The 17,797-nt window shown below is 35.8% G+C and carries 16 protein-coding genes; all 16 read left to right on the forward strand.

Features of this window, described 5'->3' with window-relative positions; genetic code table 11:
• The first annotated feature begins 956 nt into the window (after positions 1-956).
• The 16 genes from PN450_RS04955 (at position 957) to PN450_RS05030 (ending at position 17,673) form a co-directional block, all read left to right on the forward strand.
• On the forward strand, positions 957-2,153 hold the full coding sequence (locus PN450_RS04955; RefSeq protein ID WP_148765021.1) for a DegT/DnrJ/EryC1/StrS family aminotransferase: 1,197 nt from the start codon (positions 957-959) through the stop codon (positions 2,151-2,153).
• A 2-nt stretch (positions 2,154-2,155) separates the two neighbouring features.
• Positions 2,156-2,857, forward strand: coding sequence for a WbqC family protein (locus PN450_RS04960; RefSeq protein WP_015080982.1), 702 nt, complete (start codon positions 2,156-2,158; stop codon positions 2,855-2,857).
• Positions 2,854-3,807, forward strand: coding sequence for a hypothetical protein (locus tag PN450_RS04965; protein ID WP_271835599.1), 954 nt, complete (start codon positions 2,854-2,856; stop codon positions 3,805-3,807). Before PN450_RS04960 ends, PN450_RS04965 begins: the two co-directional genes overlap by 4 nt.
• Positions 3,808-3,819: 12 nt before the next feature.
• Positions 3,820-4,377, forward strand: coding sequence for a GNAT family N-acetyltransferase (locus tag PN450_RS04970; protein ID WP_015080984.1), 558 nt, complete (start codon positions 3,820-3,822; stop codon positions 4,375-4,377).
• Entirely contained in the window at positions 4,364-5,146 is a 783-nt protein-coding gene (locus PN450_RS04975) for a phytanoyl-CoA dioxygenase family protein (protein ID WP_271835600.1), read from the forward strand. Before PN450_RS04970 ends, PN450_RS04975 begins: the two co-directional genes overlap by 14 nt.
• A 21-nt stretch (positions 5,147-5,167) precedes the next feature.
• Positions 5,168-5,449 (forward strand): hypothetical protein, encoded by a 282-nt coding sequence (locus PN450_RS04980; protein WP_210422231.1) that lies wholly within the window; start codon positions 5,168-5,170, stop codon positions 5,447-5,449.
• A gap of 124 nt (positions 5,450-5,573) precedes the next feature.
• Positions 5,574-6,527, forward strand: a complete 954-nt coding sequence (locus PN450_RS04985) for a glycosyltransferase (RefSeq protein WP_148765027.1) — start codon at positions 5,574-5,576, stop codon at positions 6,525-6,527.
• A 366-nt stretch (positions 6,528-6,893) separates the two neighbouring features.
• Entirely contained in the window at positions 6,894-8,684 is a 1,791-nt protein-coding gene (locus tag PN450_RS04990; RefSeq protein ID WP_271835601.1) for an ABC transporter ATP-binding protein, read from the forward strand.
• A gap of 139 nt (positions 8,685-8,823) precedes the next feature.
• Entirely contained in the window at positions 8,824-9,966 is a 1,143-nt protein-coding gene (locus PN450_RS04995; protein WP_271835602.1) for a glycosyltransferase family 4 protein, read from the forward strand.
• A gap of 14 nt (positions 9,967-9,980) precedes the next feature.
• Complete coding sequence (locus tag PN450_RS05000) at positions 9,981-10,865, forward strand: alpha-1,2-fucosyltransferase (protein ID WP_271835603.1); 885 nt, start codon at positions 9,981-9,983, stop codon at positions 10,863-10,865.
• Between the two features lie 77 nt (positions 10,866-10,942).
• Positions 10,943-11,884: a glycosyltransferase family 2 protein gene (locus PN450_RS05005; protein ID WP_148765032.1), complete on the forward strand. Its 942-nt coding sequence runs from the start codon at positions 10,943-10,945 to the stop codon at positions 11,882-11,884.
• A 23-nt stretch (positions 11,885-11,907) separates the two neighbouring features.
• Entirely contained in the window at positions 11,908-12,963 is a 1,056-nt protein-coding gene (locus PN450_RS05010) for a glycosyltransferase family 2 protein (protein WP_271835604.1), read from the forward strand.
• Between the two features lie 36 nt (positions 12,964-12,999).
• Complete coding sequence (locus PN450_RS05015) at positions 13,000-14,199, forward strand: glycosyltransferase (RefSeq protein WP_271835605.1); 1,200 nt, start codon at positions 13,000-13,002, stop codon at positions 14,197-14,199.
• A gap of 11 nt (positions 14,200-14,210) precedes the next feature.
• Positions 14,211-15,521, forward strand: coding sequence for a DegT/DnrJ/EryC1/StrS family aminotransferase (locus PN450_RS05020; RefSeq protein WP_271835606.1), 1,311 nt, complete (start codon positions 14,211-14,213; stop codon positions 15,519-15,521).
• A 215-nt stretch (positions 15,522-15,736) separates the two neighbouring features.
• Positions 15,737-15,895: a hypothetical protein gene (locus PN450_RS05025; RefSeq protein ID WP_168632566.1), complete on the forward strand. Its 159-nt coding sequence runs from the start codon at positions 15,737-15,739 to the stop codon at positions 15,893-15,895.
• 107 nt (positions 15,896-16,002) lie between these two features.
• The gene (locus PN450_RS05030) at positions 16,003-17,673 is read left to right on the forward strand and encodes a GMC oxidoreductase (RefSeq protein ID WP_271835608.1); all 1,671 of its coding nucleotides are present in this window, start codon (positions 16,003-16,005) and stop codon (positions 17,671-17,673) included.
• Positions 17,674-17,797: the final 124 nt, after the last annotated feature.

The raw sequence follows: 17,797 nt of genomic DNA on the forward strand, positions 1-17,797 counted from the left end.
CTGGGAAATAAGTTATATCTTCTTTAAATATTTATAATTTAACCGTGATCATCATAGTTTTGGTTAATAACTATAAAGATTGTATGAAGTTAACATAAAACCGGAAATTAGCTATTGACTTTTGTATTGAACTATCATTTAATTCTTTTAACCCAGTATTTATAAATTCAGACACATCATCTGATTACCAGAATTTTATTCCAAAATATAGAGATTGAATTATCAGATATATCTACTCAAATATGAGAAAGTAGATTTTTGAAATTCATCTGCAATCCTACAAACTTTCTGCCAATTTGTCTACAATAGACTATGCAAAAATGCTAATTTAAAACATAGTCTAGGGTTAAAAAAGGTAGATGCACAAAATTCTCTTTAAATGAACCAATTAGAAAATATTAGATAAAAGTGTGAACAAAAAAATACAACTCTTGATTGATTTAATCTAATCTTAAATTACGCTGTTTTTACTAAGAATTGTAAGTCAATAAATACACATTTCCTAGTTAAAAAATTAACACCTCAAACAATGTTGAATCAGGAGTTGGACTTTGATGGTCTTTTTGATCTCAGTCCTTCCCGTGCAACCTTCTTATGATCTATTGTTTAGTTAGTGATCAGGAGGCTAAAGTGCAGAAAAGGTGTGATTGAAATCGGAAACGTTCTAAACGTAGAGCTATCAAATGTCCCATACATGACTATGAATCTAGATATCAATTATCTCTTGCACCGGCAGAAATTTGGCAACAAGCAACAGGTGTAATTCATCCCCATCGTAATCCTTCCGTGGGAGAGTTTACCTATAGACAATCTCGAATGCTGGGCGGTAAAAGTGTTAAAGATTTCTGGGTAATGAATTGATAGGAAAATTTTCTTACCTGAGTAAAATCCCTGTTGTTTTTTTGGACGTTCAATTAAATTACCCTAATTTACTTATCTTCCTGAGAATAAATCTAATGCTAAATCAACTTTCCGAACTTGCATATTTTGGTGGAGAGCCAAAATTTAAAGAAAAACTATTTGTAGGTCGTCCAAATATTGGAAATCGAGATATTCTTCTCAACAGGATTAATGATATGTTAGATCGCCGATGGTTATCTAACAATGGGGTATTTGTGCAAGACTTTGAACAGCGGATTGCTGATTATTTAGGAGTTAAGCACTGTATCGCTGTTTGTAACGGTACTATCGCCCTAGAGTTGGTCATTCGTGCCTTAGAGTTAAAGGGAGAGGTAATTATTCCTTCTTTTACCTTTATTGCCACAGCCCATGCTTTACAATGGCAAGAGATTACACCGATTTTTTGTGATGTTGACCCTAAAACCCATACCCTTGATCCGGAGAAAGTAGAGTCTTTAATTACACCGCATACATCAGGGATTATGGGTGTCCATGTTTGGGGACAGCCTTGTGACGTTGAATCTTTGACCGAAATTGCTGACAAGCACCAACTCAAACTAATGTTTGATGCTTCCCATGCTTTTGGCTGTTCTCATCAAGGAAAAATGATTGGTAATTTTGGTAATGCTGAGGTATTTAGCTTTCATGCTACTAAATTTATCAATACCTTTGAAGGAGGTGCAATAGTCACCAATGATGATCAGTTAAATCAAAAATTGCGGTTGATGAAAAACTTTGGTTTTTCTGATTTTGATAAGGTCATTTACTTAGGTACTAATGGTAAAATGTCCGAAGTATCAGCCGCTATGGGGTTGACTTCTTTAGAAAATATGGAAGAGTTTATTGAGGTCAATCGCCGTAATTATCATTATTATCAAGAGGGTTTAGCTAACATTCCAGAAATATCATTATTTCCAGTCAATGAATCTGAGAAGCATAACTATCAATATATTATCTTGGATATAGATGAGGAGAAGACTCAGGTTAGTCGAGACTTATTAATTAAGATTCTTCATGCTGAGAATGTGATTGCTAGGAGATATTTTTATCCTGGTTGTCATCGCATGGAACCATATCGCTCTTATTTTCCTCATGCGGGTTTGCTGCTACCTGAGACAGAGAAATTAGCGCAAAGGGTTCTGATTTTGCCGACAGGAACAGCGATTTCAGAAGATGATATTAGTAAAATATGTCAAATTATTCAAATTGTAGTTGCAAACGAAATCAAAGAGACAAATAGAGATTCTGAATAATTATGAAACTGGCAATAATGCAACCATACCTTTTTCCGTACTTTGGATATTTTCAACTTATAAACACAGTAGACAAGTTTATCATCTATGATGATGTACAGTATATAAAAGGTGGGTGGATAAATAGAAACAGAATTCTCTTAAATACGCAAGCCCATCTATTTACATTTAGCATCAAGAACGACTCTACTTTTTTGAACATCAATCAGAGATATTTTACAAATAAGTTGGATAAGGAGAAAGAAAAACTCTTCAAAATAGTTGACTCTGCTTACTCAAAAGCTCCCTTTTACTCAAATACCAAAAAATTATTAGAGTGTATACTATTGACTGACGAACTGAATATATCAGATATGATCACACAAAGCTTAATACTGATTTGCAATTATTTAGATATAGGGACACAATTTTATATTTCTTCAGAAATTGATAAAGATAATACATTGAAAGGAGAAGAACGAGTTATTGCTATAAATAAATGCTTGGACTCGAAACATTACATAAATTCAATTGGAGGAGAGACATTATACTCAAAAGATGTATTTAAAGAAAATGGTATAACATTATCTTTTATCAAACCCAAATTAGTAGAATACAAACAATTTGAAAATCAGTTTGTTCCTTGGCTTTCAATTATTGATGTTTTAATGTTTAATTCAGTTGAAAAAACAAGAGAAATGCTACAGGAGTATGAATTAATATGAATGCAATAGGTGGATATTTTGGCTTTGAACTTGATAAGAAAAATGAATATCATTCTGAAGCTATCCGTTTAAATACTGGAAGAAATGCCTTAGAATATATCTTAATCTCAGGATTTTACAAGAAAATATATTTACCTTATTACACTTGCGAGGCTCTAGTAGAGCCGGTAAGAAAATTAGGTTTATTACATGAATTCTATTTCATTAATGAAAAATTTGAACCCATATTTGACTTTTCATTAATTAAAGAAGACGAATGTTTTTTATATACTAACTACTTTGGGCTTAAAGATGACTTTATCTATACTTTAAAAATGAGGTGTGCTAATTTAATCATAGATAATGCCCAAGCCTTTTATGCAGAACCTTTAGAAGATACTGATACATTTTATTCACCTCGAAAGTTTTTTGGTGTTGCTGATGGAGCATATTTATACACTACTAAGATTATTCAAAGAGAATTGGAACAAGATATTTCTTATGAAAGGTTTGCACACCTACTTCGTAGGATTGATATGAATGCGGAAAATGGTTATTCATTCTTTATAAACAATGATAAATCATTGTCTAATATGCCTATTTTGAGGATGTCAAAGTTGACTCAAAGAATGCTGAGTTCAATAGACTATCAAGATGTTGCTGCTTGTAGGAGAGACAATTATAATTATTTATATATTGCTCTAAAAGATTTAAATAAAATAGATTTTAAACTCAATTTGGATCAAGTTCCTATGGTTTATCCATTTTATACAGATGATTTAACTATTAGGAGAATCTTGATTGAAAATAGAGTATATACAGCACAATATTGGTCTAATGTTTTGGATTGGGTTGATGAAGATAATATTGAATATAAATTTACTACTAATATAATTCATCTACCAATAGATCAAAGATATTCTGAAGATGATTTAAGCAAAATAGTAACCATTATATTTGAACAATATTAAAGGTAGAATTAAATGAACATTCACGGTGAAAAGGTTATATTAATAGCTATAGAAGCAGAAGACTTAAAACAACTTCAAGTATGGGCAAATGATCCAGAAATTCAATATATGCTTGGAGGTTGGCATTTTCCAACTAGTATGAATGATCAACAAACTTGGTATAAATCTCTTTCATGTAATTCTAACAATCAAAGATTTATCATTCTCAATGAAAATAATGTTCCAATTGGAATGGCAAATCTTATTAATATCAATTATAAGGATGGTAATGCTGAACATGGTTTATTATTGGATAAAAACTATCGGGGTAAAGGATACGGTTATAATGTAGTTGTGGCTATAATGAATTATGCCTTTAATGAATTAAGATTAAATAGATTAGAAACAACTATTATTGCCAATAATCAGCCATCTTTGAATCTATTCATGAATAAATGTAGATGGAAAAAAGAAGGTGTTTTAAGAAATTGGTACTTTAGGAATGGTGAATTTGTTGATAAAATATTTTTAGGTATTTTAAGAGAGGAATTCATGGACATATATGGAGCAAATAATCATGAACAGCCATAAAAATAGTTTACTAGAATACGGATTTACTATCATAGATTCTGTCTTCGATGATAAGTTTGTTGATAAAATTAATCTCTCTCTTGCAAGAAGTTATGATTTGTGTAGAAAGATTCAGATTAAAAATGGCATAGATGCTGTTACAGATGGAACAGTTCATCATTTAATTGCATCTCATGACATGGTTTATATAAAAGTGATTGATAAAATATGCCAATCAGAAATATTTAATTTTATTAAAGATTATTTCAATGGCAATTTTATTCTTAATAGCTATGGAGGTGTTATAAATCTACCTGAAAAGCCGTCTTATGTAGCAAATATTCATAGAGATGTCCGATTTTTTTCAGGTGAATTTCCATTGATGCTTAATTTGTTAATTATGCTGGATGATTTTACTTTGGAGAACGGAGCTACTTATCTGTTAGCTGGATCTCATAAGCAGGACGAAAAACCAACTGAAAAAGAATTTTATGATATATCGGATAGAGCTTTAGGCAAAAAAGGAGATATTTTATTTTTTAATTCAAATTTATGGCACGCAGCAGGGATTAACAAAACTGATCAGGCAAGAAGAGCAATAACTATAACTTTGACAAAACCATTTATGAAACAACAGTTAGATTACCCAAGGGCTGTAGGGTATGATGAATTAGAAAAAATGAGTTCTCGGTTACAACAATTAATAGGTTTCTTTTCTCGAACTCCATCAACACTTGATGAGTGGTATCAAAAACCGGAAAATCGTTTTTATCGTCCAGGACAAGATTAATAATCACCGGAGTTTAAAACTATGATTACAAACAGAGATTACAACCAAGAATGGAAAGACACATCTAATCACAAATATATTTATGATTTCGATTTAGATGTAATTCATCCTTTCATGATTAAGTCATTTACTCCATTTTTTCGTTTAGGCAATATAATGGAATTAGGAAGTTTTAAAGGAGATTTTAGAAGGAGATTGTTAACTCTTTTTAAAGATATTACCTGTGTTGAAGCCTCAAATGAAGCTATTGATATTGTAATTCACCGCTCTGGAATATTTTTTAAAGCACTTGCCAATTTTTAATGGGATAGATTATTAAGTACAGATATAATTTCCCCAGAATATTTGGAAGGGTGTTATCAACTGGGACAACAATATCCTGATTTATGCTCAAGTATTTTTCTAATGTGTGAAAAGGGTAAATAAGATGGACGTTCCTTTACTATCAGTTTGTTCGACAACATACAATCATGTGAATTTCATAAAACAAGCAATTGATGGGTTTCTTGTGCAAAAAGTTGATTTTGCATGGGAGATAATTATCGCAGATGATTTTTCAACAGATGGCACAAGAGAAATTTTATTAGAGTACAAGAATAAATACCCTGACTTGATAAAACTAATTTTACAAGAAAAAAATGTAGGAGCAGCACAAAATTGTATTGACTTAATTACCACTCCCAAATCTAAGTATATTGCCCTCTGTGACGGTGATGACTATTGGACAGATCCTCTTAAACTGCAAAAACAAGTTGATTTTTTGGAAGCCAACCCTGACTTTGCCATTTGCTTTCATAACGCCGCAGTTATTAATGAGGATTATCCCGAAAAAAATCGACTAAATAGTGATGATTTAACCCCAGAAGTTAGCACTTTGGATAACCTCCTTGAAGGAAGCAACTATATTGCAACTGCTTCAGTTGTAATCAAGACAAATTTGATTCAAAATCTGCCTGATTGGTTTGCTTCTCTTCCTTTTGGAGATTATGGACTATACCTAATCGCAGCACAGCACGGAAAGATAAGATATCTCAATGAGGTAATGAGTGTTTATCGAATTCATAAAGGAGGTGTATACGGGAACTTAGGCAACGCGCCCAAGGGTGTGACACGAATCTATCAGCAGAACTATGAGTTTTGGAAAATAATTAATAAATCTGCCACTATAAGTCAATCAAGGCTAAGACGAGCTACTTTAAAATCAATTAAGAATGTTGTTTATAGTGCAGCCAACTCAAAACAAATAAGAATCTTCTTAATATATCACTATCTTTTGTTAATTCACAGCCATGGTGAAGATTATAGGCAAGTACCTAAAAAAATTCTTAGGCTTTGCCGTTCTGCTATCAGAGAATTGCGCGACCATTTGGTACACATATAAAAACAAGATCCTTTAGTCTGTACACGTACATAATTAAGTAGAGAGGCATATCTTTGGGTAAGTCTCCCCAATTACATCCGGTTCTGAGTTGATAGAAAATACCATCTAAGATTTTAAGATTTCTCGTTTAGTCCATGTCTGCGGACGAGTCAGCTTTTTCTTTGGCAATAGCGGTTCTATGATTAACCACTCTTCATCCGTCAAGCTACTTGAGCATATTTACCTCACCTTTTAGTTTGATTTCTCTACATCGTAAAAGATACAAAATAAGTCCTATAAATCATAAAAAAAATTCTTCAATTTTTTGAATAACCTAATTTTAGATGTCTCTCTTTATAAATCCAATTCATCAGGGATTAAGCACTAATGACTCATTTTCTCCCTAAGCTGTTATATATTACAAAAGGCAATCATAAATCGCTTGTAGCGATGCTTTTTCTATTCATCCTTGTTTCTAGCTTAGAAGTTTTTGGAACTGGCATGATTGCTCCATTCATTAGCATCGCTGTCAGTCCAGATGCAATCAAAAGTATTTACTGGTTAGATTTAATTTACAAACAATTGTATTTTAACTCAGAACAGCAATTTTTGATTTTTCTAGGATTAGTAGTTATTATTGCTTTTTATCTAAAAGCATTCTTGGCTTTTAATGCTCAAAAAGCAGTGTTCAAATTTAGCTCTAGTTTAAAAAGAGAACTGTCTTGTAAGCTTCTAAAAGCATATATTGAAGCTCCTTATGGCTACCACCTACGGATTAATTCAGCAACACTTATTCAGAATATCACTAACACAACAGATGCAGTTTCTATTGGTATAGTATCTACATCTTTGACATTTATCTCTAATACTGTAATCGTCCTAGCATTAATGCTGCTTTTAATCAAAACTAATGCGATCGCATTAATTCTTATTGCGGTGCTGCTACTTATTTCTTTTGGATTGTTGCATCCAATGAAAGACCGTTTAGCTCGTTGGAGTAAAGATGGGTTTCATGCTTATGGGGAGATGATTCGGATTACAAATCATGGATTAGGGGGATTGAAAGAAACTCGTATTATTGGTTGCGAATCCTATTTTGAGGATCAGATGGAGGAGCAATCAAAAATTTATGCCAAAAGTAACACTTTAGCTTCATCATATGGTAATCTTCCCCGCTTTGTACTTGAGCCGTTAATGATGAGTTTCTTAATAGGCTTTACATTTTTATTTATCACCTTAAATCAAGATAAAACGCAAAATCTGACTGGGGTTTTAGGAATTTTTGCGCTCGCTTCAGTTCGTCTGCTACCAGCAGTTGGAAATTTAATCTCTGGCATTAATGTAATTAGAGCTAACAGTTATTCTCTTGATCAGCTATTTTTTGATTTTAAAGAATTGGAAAAAGAAAAGCTGATAAGTAACTTTGATTCTGCTAGAGTTTCTAACAAATTATTGCCAAAAGGGCAGCAAACATTTCAATTTTCTGATAGAGTTATTTTAAATAGCCTCACCTTTCAATATCCAAACACTACAAGAAATGTACTAGAAGATATTTCCCTATCTATTCGCAAGGGAGAGTCTATTGGACTAATTGGTAAGTCTGGTGCTGGTAAAACCACTTTGGTTGATGTTATTCTCGGTCTTTTTATCCCTCAATTTGGAGATATCAAAGTTGACGGAGTTTCAGTTTATAGCGATTTACGCTCCTGGCAGAATATGCTTGGCTATGTTCCCCAATCTATATTTTTGATTGACGATACCCTTGAACGAAATATTGCTTATGGAGTTGCTGATCATTTAATTGACCAAAATAAATTAAAGAAAGCGATTGCAATGGCTCAACTTGGCGAAATAGTCGAGCAACTTCCAGATGGACTGAAAACTATTATTGGTGAACGGGGAGTTCTTTTATCAGGAGGACAACGCCAAAGAGTTGGGATTGCGAGGGTGCTTTATCACGAAAGAGAAATACTGGTTTTTGATGAAGCCACCGCCGCTTTAGATACTGAAACAGAACATCTGATTACTGAAGCAACAAAAGCTTTAGCTGGTAGTAAGACAATCATTATTATTGCTCACCGTCTTTCCACAATTGAGCATTGCGATTGTATTTATCAACTTGAACAGGGTCGAATTCTCAAATCAGGCAGTTACCAGGAAGTGATTGTAGGCAGATAAGAAATTATGTCATTTTTCATCCGATTTAAAAATTATCTCCGTGCTTCACTGACTCCTGACTAGTGGAAGAAAGCAAAAAGGTTCTAAATTTTAGATTTTTTATAATCTTAATTCAAAAAGGATTGAACAATCAATGAAAATGGCTTACGTTACTAATTTTGATGCAAAAACTTTAAGTAACCATTGGTCTGGGACAGGCTATTATATTGCTCAGTCACTTCAAAAGCAATCTATACCTCTTGATTATATTGGACCATTAGAGGATAGATTAGCACTACAATTTGTAAGTAAATTGAAAAGTCGTTACTACAAATGTTTTGGAGAAAACTATATAAAATATATCGAGCCATTAATTTCAAAGAACTATGCAAGGCAAATTTATAAAAATCTCAATAGCATCAAAGCTGATGTTGTATTCAGTGCAGGAAGTGATTCAATTGCCTATCTAGAATGTAATCAACCGATTGTTTTTTGGGCAGATGCAACCTTCGCCAATATCATAGATTTTTACCCTATGTATAATAATCTCTGTAAAGAATCACTTCAGAATGCCCATTTGATTCAGAGTATTAGTCTCAAGAAATCTCAGTTAGCCATTTACTCCTCTGAATGGGCAGCCCAAACGGCTATTAACTATTACAATGCCGATCCTGAAAAGGTGAAAGTTGTACCTTTTGGAGCTAATATTGAAAGTGATCACAATATTGACGACATTAAAGCTGCAATTGAATCTAGACCAATTGATAAATGCAAACTCTTATTTTTAGGAGTTGACTGGTTTCGTAAGGGTGGTGATGTTGCCCTAGAGGTGGCTAAAAAACTGAATAATTCAGGTTTAAAAACTGAATTAACAATAGTTGGCTGTCAACCGACTGAAGACGAACCCCTACCTGATTTCGTTAAAGTTCTGGGTTTTATTTCAAAATCTACTCTTGAGGGTAAAAAGAAAATATATCAACTTATTGCCGATTCTCATTTCTTAATTCTACCTTCAATAGCGGACTGTACCCCTATTGTTTTCGCTGAGGCAAATTCCCTAGGAGTTCCTTGTATCTCTAGAGGAGTGGGTGGAATTCCGACAATTATCAAAGATGATTTGAATGGCAAGCTATTTGATCGGGATAGCGATCCTTTTGAATACTGTGAATACATTTTTAATATCTTTACCAACTATACTCAATACAAAGAATTAGCTCTCTCTGCTTTTAATGAATACGAATCGCGCCTGAACTGGAGAGTAGCTGGTCAGAAAGTTAGAGATTTGCTCATGACAATAGCATAAAAATTGCAAATATTATGAAAAACGCTGAAAAAGTTTTCGTTAGACTCAACGGACGGCTGGGTAATCAGTTGTTTCAACTGGCTTTAGCTTTGAATATTTCGCAGCGATTTAAGGTTAAAGTTTTGCTAGATGATTATTTATCTACACGCAAAGGATTTGCAAGGTTTTTATTTAAGGAGTTGTCTGTATTCAACTATTTTGAATATTGTTCCAAGCTGGATTCATTTACTAATAGGGTTCAGCATAATTCTAATCTCAGAAAGTTTTACAAGCTAAATAATATATTCATAGAAAGTGAGAAAAATAATTATAAATTAGATTTTGCACAACCATATCAATCATACACAGGATTTTTTCAGTCCCCTAGCTTCTTCCCAGAAAAGGATCTAATTCTTAAAGCATTCTCTTTAAGAAGTGAATTTATATGTGAAGCACTTTCAAAACTTTTATACTTGACTGAACAAACAGAATGTCTTGCAGTTAGCGTCAGAAGAGGTGACTTTTTGCAGCATTCTACATTGGGTGTATGTTCAAATGAGTATTATATTAACGCAATTAGTTTTGTTCGAGACAGAAGATCCATTGATTGTATCTTTGTTTTTTCTGATGATATCTCCTACTGTCGTGAACTCCTAGACTACCTTGATTGCCAATTTATTTATGTAGAAGGATTTACACCCGCAAAATCTTTATATCTGATGAGTCAATGTAAGCATTTTGTGATTGCAAATAGCACATTTAGTTGGTGGGGAGCTTGGTTAGGGGAGCATCAAGATAAGCTGGTAGTTCGTCCTGAACCATGGAATGAACAAGAACCTGTTTTATCTGACTTTCTTCCCTCTGAGTGGATTGGATTACCTAAACATCCTATTTCTCAGTATTCCGTAATACCCAAATAACTGTTTTCGTGCTGCTAAAAAACTTTTTGCCCTCTTTTACATAGGTTTTACTTATCACATTACAAGTGAAAAAATTAATGAAATCATCCATATCTGTATGTATTCCAACATATCAAAGACCTCAGCTTCTCCAAGAAGCTTTGTATTCAGTATTTGAACAAACTCTCCAACCAATCGAAATCGTCATAGGTGATGACTCTCATGATAACCTAACTGAAAACCTAGTTTTAGATATTAAGCAGGAATGCAAAATTCCTATTTCTTATACTAGGCATTCTCCTTCTCTAGGTCAGGCAGGAAATATCAACTTTATATATGAGATAGCAAAAGGAGATAAAATAGTTCTTCTTCATGATGATGACTTATTGCTCCCTAATGCCCTAGAAGACTTAAATAGTTGCTGGGATATTCATCCCAATTTAGTCACAGCCTATGGCAAGCAGTATTTTATGTCAGAGGAAGGTACTATTGACCAGAATCTTAGCTCTAAACTTAATCAATTCTACTTCCGTACTACCGACAGGTCTGGATTACAAAAATCGTCTATAGAGGCTGCCTTACTGCACCAGTTCCCCAACGATTGCTTTATGATTCTGGCATCTGCCGCTAAGGCTATAAAATGGCGTTCTTATGAAGAAGTAGGAAATGGGGGAGAATTTGATTTTAGTTTACGATTGGGCTTTGAATACTCGAATTTCTTCTTCTTGGACAAATATACTGCTAAGTATCGAAGGACTAAAAATTCAATGTCTAGCAATATCAATGATGATTCCACTGCACAATCTTTCCATATAATTCTCAAGACTGATTTTCCAGAGGAACTATCTTCTGCTAAAAATTATGAGATGAAGAGAGAAGCTTCACCTGCAATTATTCAGTTAATTAATACGGGGAAGAAAAAGCAAGCTATAGATATTTATTTTAGTCAATACTATCCGTTATCTAAAAGATTTAGCTTGGGTGGCATTCGTAGGTTCATGAAATTATTTTTACCGCCAGCAATTGCTAAATTGATTTAGCAACCTATTAGCAAATTAATAATATGCCGTATCAACTATTTGTTAGTATCATCATCAACAACTACAATTACGATCGCTTTCTCCCAGAGGCAATCAATAGCGCCATTAACCAAACCTATCCTCATACAGAAATTATTGTTGTTGATGATGGTTCAACTGACAATTCTCGTGATATTATTGCCGGATATGGTCAACGCATCATTCCCATCTTCCAACCCAATAGCAAACAAGCTGGGGCTTTCAATAGTGGGTTTGCCAAAAGTAAGGGCGATATCATTATTTTTCTAGATGCGGACGATTATTTATTCCCTTATGCAGTTGAAGAAATCGTTGCAGTCTGGAAACCAGAACTTTCTAAAGTCCACTATCGCCTAACGGTTGTTGATAAAATGGGAAAATCCCTTGGTTACTCTTCGCCCCAAGGATCTGCCCCTCTTTCCAGTGGTGAAGTATGGAAAATCCTCTTAGATAAAGGTGGATATATCAGCACTCCCACTAGCGGTAATGCCCTAAATCCGCAGGTTCTGGAAAAGCTTTTTCCCATTCCTGATGAATATAAACTCACCGCAGATGACTATTTATCTTTTCAAGTTCCTTTTTATGGTGATGTTGCTGCCATAGAAAAACCACTGGGTGCTTACAGAATTCATGATACAAATCAGTGGGCATTGGCAACAGTAACGGCTGCTCGATTTCAACGCTTTGTGCGCCATGATTTACAGAACTTTGCTTTGTTAACCCAGAAAGCCAAAGCATTGGGCTATGAAGTTCCTACTGATTTAGAACAACGCTCACTCGGACGTTTATGGTCGCGGATTATTTCTTTACGCCTAGATCCTCACAAGCATCCAGTTCCCAGCGATCGCCCACTCAATTTAATTTACTCCGGAATTCGTTGTCTCTGGAAATACTCAGACTTTAATTGGCAAAAGCGACTTTTCTACAGCCTCTGGTTTATCTGGGTGGGATTGATGCCATTACCTCTAGCTGAACCGGCAATTACATGGTTGTATGCACCACAACACCGACCCAAGTTAGTTGATTGGACTGTGACTAAAATTCGGGCGCTGATTGCCTAAACAAATCGTTTTTTGAATACTAACCAACTAAAATAAATGAGGCTAAAACAAAAACACCGTGACAACTTGCCCACAGCCCAAATTAATATAACAGCCAAAGTTTTAAAAGTTCTTTTTGTCAGTCATGCCTATGTTGTCGGTGTTAACCAGGGCAAATTGAATGCCATCGCACAGCAGGAAAATATTGAAGTCGCTCTTCTAGCTCCCAGTAACTGGAAAGCCTTGGAATGGGATCGTCTCATCCCACTAGAACGCCCTTATTCTCATCTGCATCTCTATTCGGCTCCCGTGATGTTTTCGGGACGGGTGGGAGCGCATTTATATGCCCCTTGGGTCATCTGGAAAGTATTGCAAGATTTTCAACCCGATTTGATCCAAATCGAGGAAGAAGTATTTTCACTCTGCGCTTTTGAAGTCGCCATTTTAGCTCGCATCACCAACAAACCGATTATCATCTTTGGCTGGGAAAATCAATTGCGCCAGTTACCATTAGCTCGTTGGCAGATATGCAAATTTGTCTTGAATAGTGCCAGTGCAATTATCTCCGGTAATCAAGACGGAGCTAATGTGATGGAAAAGTGGAACTATCGTGGCTTATTAGAAGTAATGCCGCAAATGGGAGTTGATCCAGAGTTTTTTGCCCCATCCATAAAATCACCCACAGCCAATACATCTACTTTTCAGATCGGCTTTCTCGGTCGTTTAGCTCACAGCAAAGGAATTGACCTCATTTTTAGGGCAGTTGCTCAACTGAGTGATTTCGGCATCAATAGTCAAATTATTCTCTGTGGTTCTGGCTCTGAAGAAACAGCACTGCGAAAACTAGCCGAGAATCTGCAAATTAGCGATCGCATTGTCTGGAGAGGTGCAGTTCCTCATCAGCAAGCCCCCGCAGAACTGAGCCAATTTGATGTCTTAGTATTACCTTCTCGCTCAACCCCAACGTGGAAGGAACAATTCGGTCATGTTCTCATAGAAGCTATGTCTATGGGAATTCCCGTCATCGGCTCAAATTCAGGTGAGATTCCCAATGTCATTGGTCGTGCTGATTTGGTATTTCCAGAAGAAGATCACAGTGCATTGGCTGATATCCTCGCCAGACTAATCAACGATGCTGAATGGAGACAAGAAATTGCCCGCTATGGTATGGCGCGAGTACACCAACTTTACACCCATGAACAAATTGCCCATAGATTAATTTCTCTATGGCAAACTATTCTCCTTCAACCCTGTTAATAAGGATATATATGTTCAATTTTAGCCCTAATCCTAAGAATCGCCTTTATACAAATCTCAACAGCTACCTCACATTTTTGAACTACATCCTAGTTGGAAGATTATGGCCAGACAGCAAAAAAATTGACTTGTTTGAGCAGGTACTTTGCGAGAGATTTAAAACTGATTACGCAGTTTGTGTTTATCAATGTCGCCTGGGGATATATTTAGCTATCAAAGCCTTAATCAAGCCTGGACAAGAAGTAATTTTGTCGCCTTATACCATTGTTGATGTCATAAACATGGTAATTTTTGCGGGAGGTCGTCCCGTATTTGCCGATGTTGACATAGAGACTTGTAACATTTCTGCGGCTGAAGTAGAGAGGCTAATTAATCCTAATACTGGGGCAGTCTTAATTACTCATTTACATGGACTTGCTGCTAAAGCACACCAGATTAAAGAAATTTGCGATCGCTACAATATCCCGATAATTGAAGATGCCGCTCAATCATTTGGCGTACAAGAACAAGGAAAACCAGTTGGTACTATTAGTGATGTTGGTGTATTTAGTTTGGAAATGCACAAAAATCTACCTACGTTTCTTGGAGGAGTTGTAGTTTCTCATCGCCAAGATGTGATTGAGAAAATTCGTTCTGAATTAAAGGAATTTTCCCATCCTCCCCTGCCTGGTATTACCCAAAAAGTTAAAAAAGGGTTGATACATGATATTGCTAGTTCGCCTATTCTTTTTCAACTTTTAACCTACCCAATTCTGCGGTTCAGTTATCTCAATAATGTTGAATTTGTTAACAGTAAAGTTAGGAGAAAACCTCAAGAAAGTAAACCAGCAAAAGAACTTCCTGATATTTACAAATCTCAATTTACCTCATTACAAGCTAGTCTTGGTTTGTCACAGATTAAAAATGTTGATCGGAATATCAAAACCAGAATCGAATATGCCCATATTTATTATGAAGGGCTAAAAGATATTCATGGTTTAATCTTACCTCCCCTCCGTAATGATGGCTCTCATACCTACCTTTGGTTTCCAGTTCTCTATTCTCACAGAGATGATCTACTTAAGTTTATGTTTGAGCAAGGTCGAGATATCGCCGCAGGTCATTTTACCAGTACCGCAGATTCACCTCGATTTGAGGAGTTTTATCGGGATTGCCCCAATGCCAAACAAGTTGAGAAAGAGTTATTGTACTTGCCAACCTATCCTAGCTACTCCCGCCGTGAAGTGGAAAAAAATATTGAGGTCATCCACAAGTATTTTGCTGCCAAAGCAACCCCCACTATTGAAAACAAGCCTCGGCGATTAGAAATCGGGCGTTGCTGAATTGAGGTATGAAATTCCCAAATTGAACCTTTAAAACTCAAACCTCAGTGCGTCTTTGCGCCTTTGCGTGAGACTAAAATTCATACCCTTAATCAGCAACACCAGAAATCGCTGCTATACAAACTAAGTCCGCCTGCGCGGACTAAGACTACATTGAGGATTTGTCTGTGTAGTTGTGACTTCCAATCGCTTGGATCATCAGGAACTTTCAATGTATGCACTCTCTCAAACAATCGGTTCGTCTGCATTCCCTAGATACTTTTCGCGGCATCACAATTGCCGGGATGCTTTTTGTCAATATAGCTAGTCTTGCCCCTGGGATTCATCCGTGGTTATCCCATTCATATTGGCAAGTTAAGGCTAATAATAAGTAATTGGTGATAAAAGCCTTATTTTCATCCTGTTCATCCTTTAATCCTGGATATCCTGATTCTGACAATGTGGCAACTTACGTTATTAAACTAAAGGTATAATCATAAAAATGTTTATTGATGCAGAAAATCTTGAAAATGAAACTACTTTCAGATCAGATATTGCAATAGTTGGCTCAGGTCCGGCTGGTATTGTTTTAGCCTTAGAGTTAGCTAAGGTAGGATACGAAGTTGCTCTTATCGAGAGTGGACGTTTACATTTCTCTAAGGAGATTCAAAATCTCGGCGAAGCCAGTCATTTCGATCCCCAATTCCATGCACCCATGTCAGAATGTACTCGCAGACAATTGGGAGGAACATCCATCATTTGGGGTGGGCGTTGTTTGCCCTACGACCCTGTGGATTTTGATCAGCGACCTTATATTCAGAATTCAGATTGGCCTGTCACTTATCAGGAAATTACAGGTTACTTTCAAAGGGCGTGTGACTATTTCTTTTGTGGTCAGTCAGAGTTTAATATCAAAAATATCTCCAACATCCAGCAGAAATCCATTGTTCCAGGATTACCTGATGCAGAGGTACTTAACTCAACCCTAGAAAGATGGTCTCTCCCTACCAACTTTGGTAAAGAATATTTTCATGATTTGCAGCAGTCCCAAAAGATCAAACTACTTTATGGCTTAACTTGCACTGAAATTGAAACTAATGAACAAGGCACTCAGGTTGAGTTACTTCATGCCAAAACCTTGGTAGGTAAGAATATTTGGGTGAAATGTCAAAAGTATGTACTGGCAGGTGGTGCATTAAACACTACTCGCCTACTACTTGCCTCTGATCGGCAGCGTCCAGGTGGTATTGGCAACCATAGCGGGCTATTAGGAAAGTTCTACATGGGGCATCTTTCGGGAGACATTGCCCTTATACATTTCACGACACCACCCAAGGATACTGTTTTTGGATTTGATCGAGATCCAGACAAAATTTATGTGCGTCGTCGTTTCTCCTTCACTCGTGAGTTCTTACATGAAAAACAACTTCCCAATATTGTAGCTTGGCTAGGATCTCCCAAATTTGGTGATCCATCTCATCAAAATGGCGTTTTATCTTCTGCCTATTTAGCCTTAAATATGCCCGTGTTGAGAAATTATTTAACCTCAACAGCAATGCGAAAAGCTGCGATAGGAAAAGAGAATCAGGGGGTCTATCGAGCGCATATTATGAATGTTTTGAAAGACTTTAAACAGGCTATTGCTTTTGTTCCTCGTTTTGGCTATGGGCGATATATTGCCAAAAGAAAAATTCCGGCCTTGTTTGTTTACAGTGCTGCTAATAAATATCCTTTGCACTATCACAGTGAGCAGATACCTAACCCCAATAGCGCTGTCACCCTATCAGATGAAAGGGATGCAATAGGAATGCGAAGACTGAATATCAATCTTCAGTTCACACAGCAAGATATAGACGGTGTGGTTCAAGCTCATAAATATTGGGATCAGTACCTCAGAGAGCATAACTGTGGTTATTTAAAGTATGTAACTGATGATCCTGAATCTAGCGTCTGGGAACAGGCTGGAGATGGATTTCATCAAGTTGGGACAACGCGGATGTCAGAACATCCCCAAGATGGTGTTGTCGGAACTAACTGTAATATTCATGGTTTGGATGATTTGTTTGTTGCCAGTAGTTCTATTTTTGTAACTTCTGGTCAAGCCAATTCCACATTTATGATTGTGGCGTTTGCTTTGAGATTAGCTGATTATCTAAAGAATACCCTTGTATAGAGCGATTCAGTAAAATTTGTATGTGTTTTCTTTATCTAATAAGGCATTAATAAGTTTTATAAAAAAATAGCCTGTAGAATTAGAAAAATATGCTTTGCAAACAAAAATGTGACAGTCAAGATGT

This window comes from Dolichospermum lemmermannii CS-548, from assembly GCF_028330815.1.
In the GTDB taxonomy this organism is placed as follows: domain Bacteria; phylum Cyanobacteriota; class Cyanobacteriia; order Cyanobacteriales; family Nostocaceae; genus Dolichospermum; species Dolichospermum lemmermannii.

Excerpts from the sequence above, each read along its gene's own strand:
- PN450_RS04955 (WP_148765021.1), top strand. The coding sequence starts at position 957 with ATGCTAAATCAACTTTCCGAACTTGCATATTTTGGTGGAGAGCCAAAA.
- PN450_RS04960 (WP_015080982.1), top strand. The coding sequence starts at position 2,156 with ATGAAACTGGCAATAATGCAACCATACCTTTTTCCGTACTTTGGATAT.
- PN450_RS04965 (WP_271835599.1), top strand. The coding sequence starts at position 2,854 with ATGAATGCAATAGGTGGATATTTTGGCTTTGAACTTGATAAGAAAAAT.
- PN450_RS04970 (WP_015080984.1), top strand. The coding sequence starts at position 3,820 with ATGAACATTCACGGTGAAAAGGTTATATTAATAGCTATAGAAGCAGAA.
- PN450_RS04975 (WP_271835600.1), top strand. The coding sequence starts at position 4,364 with ATGAACAGCCATAAAAATAGTTTACTAGAATACGGATTTACTATCATA.
- PN450_RS04980 (WP_210422231.1), top strand. The coding sequence starts at position 5,168 with ATGATTACAAACAGAGATTACAACCAAGAATGGAAAGACACATCTAAT.
- PN450_RS04985 (WP_148765027.1), top strand. The coding sequence starts at position 5,574 with ATGGACGTTCCTTTACTATCAGTTTGTTCGACAACATACAATCATGTG.
- PN450_RS04990 (WP_271835601.1), top strand. The coding sequence starts at position 6,894 with ATGACTCATTTTCTCCCTAAGCTGTTATATATTACAAAAGGCAATCAT.
- PN450_RS04995 (WP_271835602.1), top strand. The coding sequence starts at position 8,824 with ATGGCTTACGTTACTAATTTTGATGCAAAAACTTTAAGTAACCATTGG.
- PN450_RS05000 (WP_271835603.1), top strand. The coding sequence starts at position 9,981 with ATGAAAAACGCTGAAAAAGTTTTCGTTAGACTCAACGGACGGCTGGGT.
- PN450_RS05005 (WP_148765032.1), top strand. The coding sequence starts at position 10,943 with ATGAAATCATCCATATCTGTATGTATTCCAACATATCAAAGACCTCAG.
- PN450_RS05010 (WP_271835604.1), top strand. The coding sequence starts at position 11,908 with ATGCCGTATCAACTATTTGTTAGTATCATCATCAACAACTACAATTAC.
- PN450_RS05015 (WP_271835605.1), top strand. The coding sequence starts at position 13,000 with ATGAGGCTAAAACAAAAACACCGTGACAACTTGCCCACAGCCCAAATT.
- PN450_RS05020 (WP_271835606.1), top strand. The coding sequence starts at position 14,211 with ATGTTCAATTTTAGCCCTAATCCTAAGAATCGCCTTTATACAAATCTC.
- PN450_RS05025 (WP_168632566.1), top strand. The coding sequence starts at position 15,737 with ATGCACTCTCTCAAACAATCGGTTCGTCTGCATTCCCTAGATACTTTT.
- PN450_RS05030 (WP_271835608.1), top strand. The coding sequence starts at position 16,003 with ATGTTTATTGATGCAGAAAATCTTGAAAATGAAACTACTTTCAGATCA.